This window comes from Novipirellula artificiosorum, assembly GCF_007860135.1.
GTDB classification, from domain to species: Bacteria; Planctomycetota; Planctomycetia; order Pirellulales; family Pirellulaceae; genus Novipirellula_A; species Novipirellula_A artificiosorum.
Genome location: NZ_SJPV01000002.1, coordinates 456,702 through 469,857 on the forward strand (window position 1 = coordinate 456,702; position 13,156 = coordinate 469,857).

The following is a 13,156-nucleotide window of genomic DNA, read 5'->3' on the forward strand; positions in this document are numbered from 1 at the left end:
CGAAGCAACCCGCTGAAACCGTCAGCAAGAAGAACAGGGTTCGATGAATCAGAAACCTCGTAGCCCGGAATTTTCGCCTGGCGTGAAATCTCCGCCGGTTTCTGCAAAGCCACGCCACGTTGCCACGGGCTATGCGATTGATGATGCCATGCGCATCGATCGTTTTCGGCTCAGCAAGCTTCGCAAACGACTAAGCGGGGAAGAATTTGCGAAGCAACTTGCGGAATCGGTGGATCGCTGCAACGCTAGAAAACGAGCGACTCCACGAATCGAATATCCCTGTGAGCTGCCGATCACGTCGCATCGCGACGAGCTGTTGGCACTGCTGAAAGAGCATCAAGTGATCATCGTGTGCGGTGAAACGGGCAGCGGCAAGAGCACGCAATTACCAAAGGTGCTGCTCGAAGCGGGGTTTGGCCGCGACGCGATGATTGGGCACACGCAGCCACGGCGATTGGCTGCGCGAAGTATTGCGGCACGATTGGCCGAAGAACTCGCTTGCGGCATCGGCAAAACGGTCGGTTTTCAAATCCGATTTGGCGATCAAACCGGGCCCGAAACGTTGATCAAACTGATGACCGACGGCATTTTGCTTGCGGAAACTCAATCGGACCGGTTCCTGGATGCCTACGATGCGATCATCATCGACGAAGCGCACGAGCGGTCGTTGAACATTGATTTTCTGCTTGGCTATTTACGTCGACTGCAATCGAAGCGATCCGATTTCAAGCTCATCATCACGTCGGCGACGATCGACGCCAAACGATTTGCCGAGCACTTTGCAAGCGAAACGGGACCGGCACCCATCGTCAACGTCGAAGGCCGGGGCTATCCGGTTGAAATGCGATATTTACCTTGGGAGGATCTCAGTGACGATGAAGGCCGCGATGGTGATCTGGCCCAACATGTGATCGCTGGCTTGGAATCGTTATCGCGAAGCCGAGCGGGCGACACGTTGGTCTTCTTGCCCACCGAACGCGATATCCGTGAAGTGACTCATCAAGTCGCGGGCCATTACAAACGTTTGGGTTTGAGTGGTCGAGTCGACTTGCTGCCGCTTTACGCTCGCTTGCCGACAAAGGAACAGCAGCGGATTTTCCATCCGGACCAGGGCAAACGACGGATCATCTTTGCCACCAACGTCGCAGAAAGCTCGCTAACGGTTCCGGGAATCCACTCGGTCATTGATTCGGGGACGGCTCGAATCAGCCGTTACAGCCCACGCAGCAAAGTACAACGGTTACCGATCGAACCGGTCAGCCGTGCCAGTGCGGACCAGCGTGCGGGACGATGTGGGCGAATCGGCCCCGGCATTTGCGTCCGACTCTATTCGGCCGACGACTACGATTCACGGGATGCATTCACCACGCCCGAGATTCGTCGCACCAACTTGGCATCGGTGATTTTGAAAACCAAAACGCTACGGCTTGGCCGGCTCGAAGATTTTCCCCTGATCGATCCTCCGCGCCCCGAATCGATTCGCGAAGGTTTGCGAACGCTGCGAGAATTGAGCGCAATCGATGAGCGTCACGAATTGACCGCCATCGGTCATCAACTGGGCCGATTGCCCGTTGACCCACGAGTGGGACGGATGATTTTGGCGGCCCAAGAGCACGGCGTGTTGGCGGAAGTCTTGCCGATTGCCGCCGCACTCGAAATCCAAGATCCCCGCGACCGACCGCAGGACAAACAGCAAGCGGCCGACCAGGCACACGCCTCGTTTGCCGATCCCAACAGCGATTTCTTGTCTTACTTGGCTCTTTGGCGTTACTACGAACAAGCTCGTTCCGAGCATTCTCGCAGTAAACTGACGCGAGTGCTGCGGCAGCAATTCCTATCGCCCAATCGGATGCGGGAATGGTCCGACGTGTATCGGCAGCTCAAGGAAATGGCCGCGACCTCTTTGGCCGACCCCAAGGCAAAGCAGCGCAAATCCGGCCGCAAGAAAATTGGAGCGATTCGCTATAGTGACGATCCATCGCAATTGGTCGACGAGAATCGAAGCGACGCGATTCATCAAGCACTGCTGACCGGATTGCTGTCGAGTGTCGCGATGGCGAAAGACAAGAAAGAGTACACCGGCGCGGGCGGATTGAGTTTGGTCCTCTGGCCCGGCAGCGGCGTGTTCGCCAATCCGCCGAAGTGGATTGTGGCCGCCGAGTTGGTCGAAACAACTCGCCAGTACGCTCGAACCGTTGCCAGAATCCAACCGCAATGGATCGAGGCCATTGGCAGCCACTTGATCAAACGATCCCACAGCGATCCGCATTGGAGTGCCAAGACGAGTGGAGCGTATTGTTTCCAGCGAGTGTCGTTGTTTGGCTTGCCCGTCGTCGCTCGTCGCCGCGTTCCCCTTTCCCCCATTGACCCCGCGACGGCTCGCGAGCTGCTGATCGAACATGGACTGGTTCAGCAACAAATGAGAACGACGGCACGATTCCTACGCCACAACCGTGATTTGGAAGCTTCCCTCGCATCGCTCGCTGCCAAGACCCGTCGGCGTGACTTGGTCGTCGATCCCTACTTGATCGAACGATTTTACCAATCGCAATTACCAGAACAGGTCTACGACCGCGCCAGTTTAGAAAAGTATGACCGTACGCTTGAGGTCCCAGCATGGAGCAAACGGCTTCGTGACGCGGCCGACTTGTCGGCTTGGCTGCAATCGCCGCCGCAGCTGGACGACGCTGCAACTTGCTACATGAAGCCGGGGGACTTGATTGAAGCCGCCAGTGAAACGATCACGAAAGAAGCGTTTCCGGATGAATTGGAAATCGGCAGTTCACGTTTGCCGCTGAGCTATCGGTTCGAACCCGGTTCCGCCCAAGACGGGATCCATTTGCGGATCCACGAAGCTGCGATCTCACAGGTCAGCGACGACCGATTGGGATGGCTGGTTCCTGGGCTGCTTGAAACGAAGCTGATCGCGATGATCAAATCGTTGCCGAAACGAATTCGCCGCAACCTGGTGCCTGCGGCCGAGGTGGCTGCGAGAATCGGCGATGAATTGCGAGCCGACTTTGGGAAGGTTCCCTTCATGCCATCGGTCTGCGCCGCCATGTCGCGGCATGCCGAAATGCCGGTCACGCAAAACGATTTCCAACCCGAAAAGCTGGACGACTATTTGCAGTTCTTGGTCACGGTGGTCAACGATGAAGGGAAAACGATCGCCAGCGGCCGCGAAGTCGAACCGCTGAAAGAGAAACTCGGCAGCCGTTCGTTGGAACCGACCACGACGGAATCTGAGAACATCGATGAATCCTGGGCTCGCGAATCGATGACGACCTTTGACATCGATCAATTACCACGGGAAGTCGTCCGCAACCGTGGCGGGGTGAAGGTGGCACAATACCCAGCGATCGTGGACCTTGGGGACAAAGTAACCATTCGATTGTTGGCAGACGAAGCCTCTGCCGAATCAGCTTCTCGGCAAGGCACGATGCGGCTGTTTTCGATGCTCCAACGGAAAGAGCTTCGTGGACAGGTGCGTTGGCTGCCATCGCTGGAACAAGTAAAGATCAAGCTCAATGGAGTCATTTCCGCGTCGGCGATGGAACGGCAGTTGATCGATTTGTTGGCAAGAATCGCCTTTGTCGAAAACGAAGCGGTGGTTCGAAGTCAAGCAGACTTTGAGACAAGACAAAGTGAACGGGGTCGACGCATTGCCGAGGCGACGCAGGAAATTGCCGGCTGGTTGCCCGCGATGGCAGACGCCTATTTTTCGGCGCGTCGCGAAATCGAATCGCTGGGCAGCAACCGGTTCGATGATGTTCGCGCGGACGTGACCCAACAAGTGGAGTGGTTGACCGCGGAGGGTTTCTTGTCGAACACGCCCTGGACCTGGCTGAAACACTACCCACGCTACTTCAGTGCCATCGCCTATCGGCTCGATAAAGTCCGGAGCGGCGCAGCAACACGTGATCGCGAGGCCATGGACACGCTGGCAGCACTGCATCGAAAATGGACTCAATCGCTACGCGAAAGCCAGCGTGATCCGCTGCAACAAGCCACGACCGAAGTGCGCTGGATGATGGAAGAACTGCGAGTCAGCCTGTTTGCCCAGCCGCTCGGCACCTCGGTCAAAGTGTCGGCTCAACGATGCGAGAAAATGCTCTCGTGATCATTGCGTTTCGTCAGACTTGAAAAATGTCTTGAGCTCCTTGATTCGCTCGTCGTTCCAACCCTCGGGCTGCGTCACGGCGATCCATGCATCGATGTAGCTTGATGGACTGTAGTTGTGTCCATACCCGATTGGCACACTGGTGGCCATCGGCAAATCAAATGCGACTTGCAGGAAGGTGATGATGGGATACCAACGCAACGAGGGCGACACGTCGGGACCGCGGGGTTCCTTGAGCCAAGCCGGCGGATGCCATGCTAAGTTGGGCGAGAACCAAACCATCGGGTCGCTGGCGTGTTGAATGTAGACATTGCGAATCGGCCCCCATCGTTTGTCATCGTCGAGTGCGTTTTCTTGTCCGGTGAATCGCACCATCGCCTGGTCACGAAACGTCGGTAACCACTCCGGGCTGCCGGGATTTCGGTTGCGAACAATCGCTGCCCATTGGCGACTTGGAAACGGCGGCCCGCTCCACACCGCACCTTGGATGGGATCTTCAAACGTCGTCAAGAGATCGGGCGTCGCTTCGGAACCGAGCGACCCCAGACTGAGTCCTTGGACGTAAAGCCTCGGGCGTTCCGTCTTAGGCAGCGTTTTCCAATACCCGTAGACTTCGTCGAACAACGCCTGTGCCGACCGCATGCTGCGACTCGGGTCAATCAGAATCGTGATCCAACTGGGCAAGTAGGAATACTGGGTCGTCACGATCGCCGTATCGCCGCCGTGAAGGTATTCGACCGTATCGACCGCGCCGGGGTCCAACCATCCGGTGCCCGTGGGGGTTGCGATGATCAGCGTCGATCGCTCAAAGCCACGCACTCGCTTCAATTCCTCGAGCGCAAGCTTGGCGCGTGCTTCAACGGTTTCTTCGCTTCGCATGCCAACGTAGACCCGAATCGGATCGATCGCGACGCGCCCCGTCTGTGCAGAGATCGACTTTTGGGTCGGTCCGGCCGCGATGAAGTCCTTGCCGCGGCGGCCAATCGTTTCCCAATCGATCAGCGAATCGGGGCCTCCCGAGGCGATCGCAGCGGTGGGCTGCTCAATCCCTTCGTCGATCAATTCATCGGCATGAGAAAAAAAACCGTCCGCTGCATCGAGCAGTGCTCGAGCGACGACGCCGTTGGCGATAAACAATGTCAAAGCGACGACCAACACGGTGCTGATGGCTGCGGAGATGCGACGGGGCAAGAAGCGGTTCAATTGTCGAGAGATCACCGCACCCAAACGGATCAACCCTCGCGTGAGCACGATGATGACCAAAGCGACCAACACGGCGATCCCAACACAGTAGATCGGTTCTGCCGAGGGAACCGGTTCCATTTCCATCCGCACGCGTATCGAATTCTGCCACTGGGTCGCCTGCCAAGTAAACAACAAACTGACGAGCAGAACAACGATCACGGTCAAACGTTTGGACAACGTTTCCAGCTTCGCTTTTGGCTGCGGCAACTCAAGAAATAACCACCCCCAAAGCAGCAGCAAGCCAACCATGTATCCGATGGCCAATGCAAAACCCGAAAGCACTCCTTGGACGGCAAAATGCCGCGGCAATAGCGAGGGGGTTAGCGAGGCTGCGAAGAACAGGACAGCGAAGACCAATCCAATGAACGAGAATGAATTCCAGTAGCGGGCAATCAAGATTTTCAACGAGAAGTTCCTGGAACGGGGGTGTCTGCGAGGGCACTTCGCCGACCGGCGGCGGCAGTCATCGCGATCGCAATGAAGTAACCAGCGAAAACGGAAAAATACAAGGCGGTGAGTAACACAACACGATTCGGATTTCCGACGATGCCGGAAAGAGATAACTGAGCGTACGCCAATGCCGCTGCCCCGGGGATCGTCAACAACCCCGCCAAGCCAAGCCGATAAAAGCCATTTGAGAGCTTTCGACTAAGCATGGCTCGGCACACCAGGCTCGACACGATTGGCAATCCGGCGCAAATTCCAGCGAGCCCCAGCCAATAAGGTACCGCATCGATCGGGGGTTCGTACCACCCCGCAAACCGAATCAGCAAGGCAAAGGCGGCCGTAGCAAGGACGATATCCGCAATCGAGAACTGCCGGCGACTCCGCTGAAAACGATCACGCGGGTCGTTAAAATGGGGGACTCCAAGCCATGCGAAAAGGATGTTTTGACCCAAAACCAATCCAATCCCGTTGATCAGCGCGGATTGAAAACGAATATCGGCGAGAGCGATTGTTTCCGTCAAGGCAAACAACAGGATCGCGATCGCTTGGACTGCGAAGCGAAGCCAGGGGGTTTTGGCTGCCGACGCGGCCCAACCTATCCCACAGAGAGTACCAAGGCACATGCCGTAGTACAGGTAGCGCACGACAGCAAGCGCTTCATACCACTTGGCCAAGGGGTTCGGCGAGAGTGCATGGAGCTTTCTCAGCTCGAGGAACCAAACCACCATCGCAATGCTCCAGAGCATTAAGATAGGTAATGCCCTTCGATTGAGCCTCGGGATCAAGTAGTTTGTTTGGTTCATGAACAAGGGGCTGAGAACTCGATTGATGAGCGATCTGAAAACATGGATGGTACCACCGAACCAATCATTGCGGTAATCGGACACCCGATTGCCGGAAATCCGTCGCAATTTGCGTTGGAACGAGCCCTCGCTTCGATGCGGCGAGATTGGCGGGTGCTTTCGTTCGATGTCAAGCCGAACGATTTAGCCGTTGCCTTGTTGGGTCTGGAAGTGCTGGGGGTCCAGGGTGTTTTGCTCGATCGCGCCCTGGCTCGCGAAGCGTCCCGGGGTAGCGAATTGACCGCTGCCGAACTGCAAACCGAAACCACCTTCGATTGTTTCTATCGCGACGGAGAGAAACGTGATGGATTGATCGGGTTTGACGCTCAAAAGGCCTGGATGACCGGTCAAATCGAGGATCACCTCGAAAACAACAAAGACGTGGCCTCCTGTGCCGTTTGTGTGATTGGTCAAATCGACTGCGACCTCAACACATGGTTGCCGGAAGTTTGCCGCGAACGGGTGACGTATCTGCTCCGCGATGACGCAGAACAATTCGAGAGTGAGACGATTGCCAACGCGGGAATCGTCTTGATTGGCAAGCAAGCCCTTGAGACCGCTATCATGGATTGGGACGATTGGATGCTGGCAAATGCGAGTGCGTTGGTGATCGATTTCACCGACGGCTACCCACTGACCGAAAGACTTGCCCAATCGGGCCGCAGGGTGATCACGCCCGAACAGCGTCACGTCGGCACGCTATGCCAAGCAATGCAGAAATGGCTAATCGACTCTCCACCAACCGATGTCATTCACGATGCGATTGAAGAGTACATGGCGGTCTAGCGAAAGAAAGGCTCTGCAATGAATACACCTGAACACTCCCGGTCGCCGGAACCGTCAAGCGCCACCGATCCGCCGCCTGCCGATCCGCCGCCTGCCGATCCGCCGCCTGCCGAGCCCATGTCGGGCGAGCCCCTCTGTAGCGAGCCCGTGTGTAGCGAGCGACTCGAATCGTTGATCCTGCGCGACGACCGCATCGTCGAAACGGTTGCCAAGTTGCAAGTTCGTATCCACGAGCGTTTCCCCAACAGCGGGTTGAGTCGACTCTGCGGGCACCTGCATCAGGTTGCTTGCCAGGCCGCAGAACGTTCGGTTTGGATCGGAAGGCCCATTCTTTGGATCCGCGCGGTCGGATACCTCTTAGCGTTCTCGTTGCTCGCCCTTCTGATCGCGTTCGGTCGGATGGCAGTTCGTTTGGACACGCATGCGCTGACCTCGCTGGAATTCATTCAAACCTTCGAACCGGCCGTCAACGGTCTCGTGTTTGTCTGCATCGCCATCTATTTTTTGATTAGCTTAGAAAAACGAATCAAACGACGTCGAGCGTTGGCCGCCGTGCATGAGCTTCGTTCGCTTGCTCACATCATCGACATGCATCAATTAACTAAGGATCCCGAACGAATCCTGGGAAATTGGCAAGCCACCGACAATTCACCGAAGGCCAGCATGACCCCATTCCAGCTCGGTCGCTATCTTGATTACTGCAGTGAAATGCTGTCGTTAATCGGAAAAATCGCGGCTCTATATGTCGAGCGATTTGACGATGGCGTATCGGTCGCAGCCGTCACCGAAATCGAACAGCTCAGCGCGGGGTTGAGCCGGAAAATATGGCAAAAAATCATCATTTTGAATCAATCACGAGAGCGTTTTTGACCCGCCGAGGACGAGGCCAAACGATTTGCGAGCGGAAGGGCACTCGCCAACGGCATCCTTGGTGAAATTTCATCAAAACCTTTGCTGAGCGGCTTCGGCTGCACAAGATAGTATTCATGATAGAAAGAACGCTCCTGTTGAGATCCAAACCGAGAGAATCCGTTGGCCTTTGAACCGTTTTTTGTCGAATGTCTGACCTGTGGCAGCCGGTTGCGCGTGTCCGATCCTGGATTGGTCGGAACGATCGCGACGTGTCCCAAGTGCAGCTCGATGGTCGCAATCGAACCACCTACCCCGACGTTGCCCGCCAACCAACGCCCGGCGGGCGGCCAGGTGGCGGTCGGTAATGCCAACGTCGATAGCGAACAGATCACTCGCGATGCGTTGTCGGCAAACGAGATGGGTTCCGCGACCGAAACGCATCCGCCGCTCGTTCCATCGGACGGTTTTCTTGGCTCGGATTCGGTCGCACCTGACACGATCCACGATTCGACGCCACCGATCGATCCCGACGCTTGGCAAAGTGCTCGGACTCGACAGTCACGCCAAGTCGCTTTGGTCGTCGCGGTATCGATGGCAAGTTTGATCACCGCGATCGCTGTGTTTGTCTGGTTTGTCCGTTCAAGAAATCGTCCCGAAAATCTGGCCCCGGTCGAAGCTTCGACGACGGCGCCTTTGACCGATCAGGCAGCGGTGGATGCAACGGCGTTACCGTCAACCGAACCAACACAGACGCCACCGCCAGAGAACAATCCCAATCTACCGCCGCAGTCCCCCGTGACGGCTGAGGATTCGTTGTTGGAACCGGCTGTGACGTCGGCCCCGGTGGATTCCCCCAAAGTCGATTCCGCCGTCATCCCTGCCGACTTGATGCCGGTCGATCCACTCGCCATGGACTCGCCCAAAGCATCCCCGCCAACACCGATCATCCCCCCCCTTTCCGATGGCGTTGCTCCGGCCGATTCGAACGCGGACGTTGACGGTCCGGACACCGATGACGCGAGCTTGCAAGCGTTGCCGCCCGGGCTTGCGAAATACACGATCCTGCTGGATCTTGGCGGCGAGGCCAATGAAGTGAAACCGACGATCGATGCACCACCGGTGCTCGACCTCGCCAAATGGGATGCCGCTGCCGAGGAGTCACTCGATCCGATGATGATCGCAACGCCACCGCCGATCATCGATCCAAAGTCAGCTTTGGCGATCGAGTTTGCTTTCGATTCCAAGGGGTACCCCCTCGGCGACTTGGTCTTGCTGCTCAGTCAAATCACAGGCGTCCCGATCCAAATCGATTGGGTGTCGTTTGAGATTGCTGGCTTTGATATCCAAAACCGAATCCTCACGCCGCGAGGAATTTTGTCAGCGAAAAAACACCTCGAAGCGATCTGCGAAGCGTGTGCCGGCGAGATCCAAATCGAAGAATCCTTGCTGATCCTGACATTGCGTGATGCCGCGTTCACCGAAACGATCGATCGCATTTCCGACGTCGAGGACTTTGCTGACGCTCAGGCGTCGGCCATCGAAACGCTGGACGCCTTTCTGAACGTTTCGAGTGATCAAGACGATCAAGCCAAGGCTGCGACCGTTCCCCTCGGAAGCACGCGATCCGAGCAGCAGTTGTCGCTGTTGGCCATCGATTCCCTGCGGCGGATGCGAGGAATCGAACCGAAAATCGCCAGTCCGTTTTTTGATCACTGGGCTCACGCGATCGGTTCGCCCAACACGGATTGGGCGAAGCTGGAAGGCGGCGATTCAGGCCCCCCCTTTGATACTCCGATCACCATCGCCGGATTGCTTCGGCAAGTTTCGCGTCGCAACGGTGCGACCTGTGTGGTGAACTGGTTTGACGCCAATCGTCGCCGCATGTCACCCGAGCAATTGACCCTGCCCTACACCAAGGACGATGCGGGTGAGATGTTGCGACGAACGTTGTTACCGTTCGAGGTCCAAGTCCGGCGTGTCGATGCGGGTCATTGGTGGGTCGGAACCGAAGCATCCTACGACCGATTGAGCGTGATTGCATGGTCGCGACCGCTCGGAGATCACCGAGACGCCTTCCTGCAACATATCGGTCAAACGATGGGCGGTGCGTCGAGCGACGTGTTCCGGGTCGTCTACGATGCCCAAAGCGATCGTGCGTTGATGATGATGCCCAGGTACATCGCACGCCAATTGCCGAAAACCACGGAGAGCATTTGGGCCCAGTGATTTGTATTCAAGAGCCCCTTCGGGCCATTTGGCTATTGGGTACCTGACCCCCTTTTCCGATTAGCTCCAAGATCCTTTGCAAAAACGCTGCTAAGCGGCGGCTTGCTGCTGGTCGGCGATGGGCAAACGGATGATGAACGCCGTACCGCGTCCGAGAGTGCTTTCGACTCGAATCCGTCCTTTGTGGGAATCAATGACTTCTTTACAAGCCGCCAATCCCAACCCGGTGCCCCCTTTACCCGACTCGTCGGGACCTGATTTGGTGGTGTAGAACGAATCGAAGATCTGGGGCAACTGGTCTTTGGGGATGCCACTTCCCGAGTCGCGAACCGTCAACTCCACCCAACCCTCGTCAGCAGAACGCGTCAGTTTGATCAAAATCGTCCCACCCTCGGACATCGCTTGCCGAGCGTTGATCAACAGGTTCAGCAGGACCCGTTGAATTTGATTTCCGTTGGCCATCGCCGCTGGCACTTCCGCCCCCAATTCCGTTTCCACATGAATGCGATACTTGCGCATTTCTCGCTCGAGTAGGACAAGCGAATCCTCGATGATCGATTTCAGATCCGTCGGTTCAAACGACTCGCTGCGGTTGCGTGCTTGCGCCAAGATGGTACCGGTGATCTTGGCAGCCCGTTCGGTCGCCTGCAAAATCTTGCTCAATGCCTTGTCCCGTGTTGCGTCGTCACGGTTGCGAATCCCCAATTTGGCGTAATTCAAAACCGTCATCAACACGTTGTTGAACTCGTGTGTCGCAGTCCCCATCAATTCGCCAAGTGTGGCGAGTGATTGCATTTTGCGAAGTTCGGCACGCAAGTACTGGATTTCGGCTTGCGCGTCGGGAGTTTGCGAATCGGACAGTTGCGGTGACATGTTTTGTCGTATGGGTCGTTTGGGGCGGCGGAAGGAAGGCACATTAGCAAACATCAGTACTTGATCTATCGTCGCAATCGTTTGATTTGCTACACTTCGGACGATCGTTCCCGCATAGTTTGCCACCGTCGCCAAGCCCGATCCAAATGGGTCTCCTTAGGCAACTTGTGCCAATTAGGGACGATTTGCTGCGCAGCCAAGGAGGGATACCGTGACACGCTTTTCAACGCATTCGGCCTACCGTGAAGAAAACGTCATCGAGCGATTGAAGCGTCGCACCAATGACGCGCGCACGTTGGGGTTTCAGGTACGAACGGAATACCTCGACGGGGAACAGGCGACTTGGTGCATGATTGGCAAGCAAAAGACGATCTTTATGGATCTTTCGCAAACCGCTGCCGAACAGCTTCGCCAACTGGACGAGTCCTTGGCGGAATACCGAAGTTCTCTCGCCGCGTCTGAAAAAAGACCACGTCAGGCTGCATAGCCGTGCCGGGTCTTCTACACTGGTGAGGGTCATCGTTGGAGTTCAGCCTTCAGGCTGCTGCAAAAACACGCGGAAGCGTGAACGCCATCGAGCGCGGTACCCACTCGAGGCAACTGTAGCGTGTTTTCTCGCCGAATGAAGCTATCTGCCGCCCAAGGTTTCTGCTACCGCTTCGGAACGGGGATCAAGGCAGGTGCGGACCTGTTGGCATTGCTGAAAAGCGAAGCCGGCTATGGCAGCGACCGCCAACGCAGCGCCATGTTGGCCCTTCGTGAAGGAGCCAAGTCAGGTGAACTGCTGAGCAAATCGATGGAGCGGCAGAAACCGTTCTTTCCGCCGCTGATGATTGCGATGACCCGTGTGGGCGAGGCGACCGGGCGATTGGAGCGGACGCTGTTGTCACTGGGCGAGCTTTACCAGCATCGCATTCAGCTTCGCCGAAAATTCCTCACCTCGATCGCGTGGCCGGGGATTCAACTGTTCCTTGGGCTGATGGTCCTCTCGCTGCTGATCTGGTTGCTCGGAGCAATCACGCCGCCAACCGGTGGCAAGATGTTCGACGTGCTCGGGTTTGGACTCTACGGCACATCGGGCGTTCTAGTACTGTGGGGCTACGTGTCCCTCTTTGCCACGCTCTTTGGCGGGCTGATCTGGGCCTATTTCCGAAATCTCGGCGGCGTGCAAAACGTCGTGCCGATTTTGTACATGATCCCCATGATCGGACCGGCGATCCAAACGATTACGTTGTCTCAGTTTTGCTGGACCCTCTCGCTTGCCCTCGACGCCGGACTCGACCCCATTCGCTCGATCGAGTTGGCGCTCGATAGCACCGACAGCGACTACTACCGAAACCGTGCCAAAGATGCGAAACAGGCGATCGAAGCGGGTGCGTCGCTCGCCGGTGCTTTGAAGGCAACCGATCTGTTTCCCGAAGAGTTTCTGACAAGGGTTGAAATTTCGGAAATTTCTGGGACCGATGCCGAATCGATCGACATGCTCGCAACCGAGTATGACGGCAAAGCGAAAACCGCTGTCGGCACGATCTCGGCCATCGCAACCGGATTGATCTGGCTGTTCGTCGCAGGGCTGCTCATCTTTTTGATCCTCCGCATGGCCATGAATATCTTTGGCGGGTATGCCGAGGCTATCGAGCCGATCTAAACGGCTGAGCAGTGCGGTGCCCGCAAGGCCCCCCCCTCGATTGCCACCCTGATCTTGCTTTTGGGTGACAGGTTTTGCTAATCGGCAAGGGTGAACGTTTACGGCAATCCAGCATTG

The 13,156-nt window shown here is 56.6% G+C and carries 9 protein-coding genes; 6 read left to right on the forward strand and 3 right to left on the reverse strand.

The features are described 5' to 3' along the window. The first annotated feature begins 43 nt into the window (after positions 1-43). Positions 44-4,120: an ATP-dependent RNA helicase HrpA gene (gene hrpA / locus Poly41_RS07530; protein WP_231615491.1), complete on the forward strand. Its 4,077-nt coding sequence runs from the start codon at positions 44-46 to the stop codon at positions 4,118-4,120. Here hrpA and Poly41_RS07535 read toward each other — a convergent pair whose 3' ends face one another. Together Poly41_RS07535 and Poly41_RS07540 are read right to left on the reverse strand one after the other, a co-directional pair. Further along, positions 4,121-5,770: an alpha/beta hydrolase gene (locus Poly41_RS07535; RefSeq protein WP_231615492.1), complete on the reverse strand. Its 1,650-nt coding sequence runs from the start codon at positions 5,768-5,770 to the stop codon at positions 4,121-4,123. Further along, positions 5,767-6,558, reverse strand: coding sequence for a hypothetical protein (locus tag Poly41_RS07540; protein WP_146525304.1), 792 nt, complete (start codon positions 6,556-6,558; stop codon positions 5,767-5,769). The genes Poly41_RS07535 and Poly41_RS07540 overlap by 4 nt, the downstream gene beginning before the upstream one ends. 99 nt (positions 6,559-6,657) lie before the next feature. On the opposite strand from Poly41_RS07540, the gene Poly41_RS07545 reads away from it, so the two are divergent. From Poly41_RS07545 to Poly41_RS07555, 3 genes are all read left to right on the forward strand, one after another. Beyond that, the gene (locus tag Poly41_RS07545; RefSeq protein WP_146525305.1) at positions 6,658-7,440 is read left to right on the forward strand and encodes a hypothetical protein; all 783 of its coding nucleotides are present in this window, start codon (positions 6,658-6,660) and stop codon (positions 7,438-7,440) included. Between the two features lie 18 nt (positions 7,441-7,458). Continuing rightward, on the forward strand, positions 7,459-8,310 hold the full coding sequence (locus tag Poly41_RS07550; protein WP_231615493.1) for a hypothetical protein: 852 nt from the start codon (positions 7,459-7,461) through the stop codon (positions 8,308-8,310). Between the two features lie 162 nt (positions 8,311-8,472). Then, positions 8,473-10,518 carry a hypothetical protein gene (locus Poly41_RS07555; RefSeq protein WP_146525306.1) on the forward strand — a complete coding sequence of 682 codons (2,046 nt, stop codon included), beginning with the start codon at positions 8,473-8,475 and terminating at the stop codon, positions 10,516-10,518. Between the two features lie 90 nt (positions 10,519-10,608). On the opposite strand, the gene Poly41_RS07560 is transcribed toward Poly41_RS07555, so the two are convergent. Next, positions 10,609-11,391, reverse strand: a complete 783-nt coding sequence (locus Poly41_RS07560; protein WP_146525307.1) for a sensor histidine kinase — start codon at positions 11,389-11,391, stop codon at positions 10,609-10,611. Between the two features lie 211 nt (positions 11,392-11,602). Between Poly41_RS07560 and Poly41_RS07565 the strand changes: the two genes are divergently transcribed. Beyond that, entirely contained in the window at positions 11,603-11,878 is a 276-nt protein-coding gene (locus tag Poly41_RS07565; protein ID WP_146525308.1) for a hypothetical protein, read from the forward strand. Positions 11,879-11,998: 120 nt separating this feature from the next. Further along, entirely contained in the window at positions 11,999-13,039 is a 1,041-nt protein-coding gene (locus tag Poly41_RS07570) for a type II secretion system F family protein (RefSeq protein WP_231615494.1), read from the forward strand. Positions 13,040-13,156 lie beyond the last annotated feature (117 nt).

What these genes read in the sequence shown, in the direction of transcription:
- hrpA (WP_231615491.1), top strand. Translation starts at nt 44, where the DNA reads ATGAATCAGAAACCTCGTAGCCCGGAATTTTCGCCTGGCGTGAAATCT.
- Poly41_RS07540 (WP_146525304.1), bottom strand. Translation starts at nt 6,558, where the DNA reads ATGCTCTGGAGCATTGCGATGGTGGTTTGGTTCCTCGAGCTGAGAAAG.
- Poly41_RS07545 (WP_146525305.1), top strand. Translation starts at nt 6,658, where the DNA reads ATGGATGGTACCACCGAACCAATCATTGCGGTAATCGGACACCCGATT.
- Poly41_RS07550 (WP_231615493.1), top strand. Translation starts at nt 7,459, where the DNA reads ATGAATACACCTGAACACTCCCGGTCGCCGGAACCGTCAAGCGCCACC.
- Poly41_RS07560 (WP_146525307.1), bottom strand. Translation starts at nt 11,391, where the DNA reads ATGTCACCGCAACTGTCCGATTCGCAAACTCCCGACGCGCAAGCCGAA.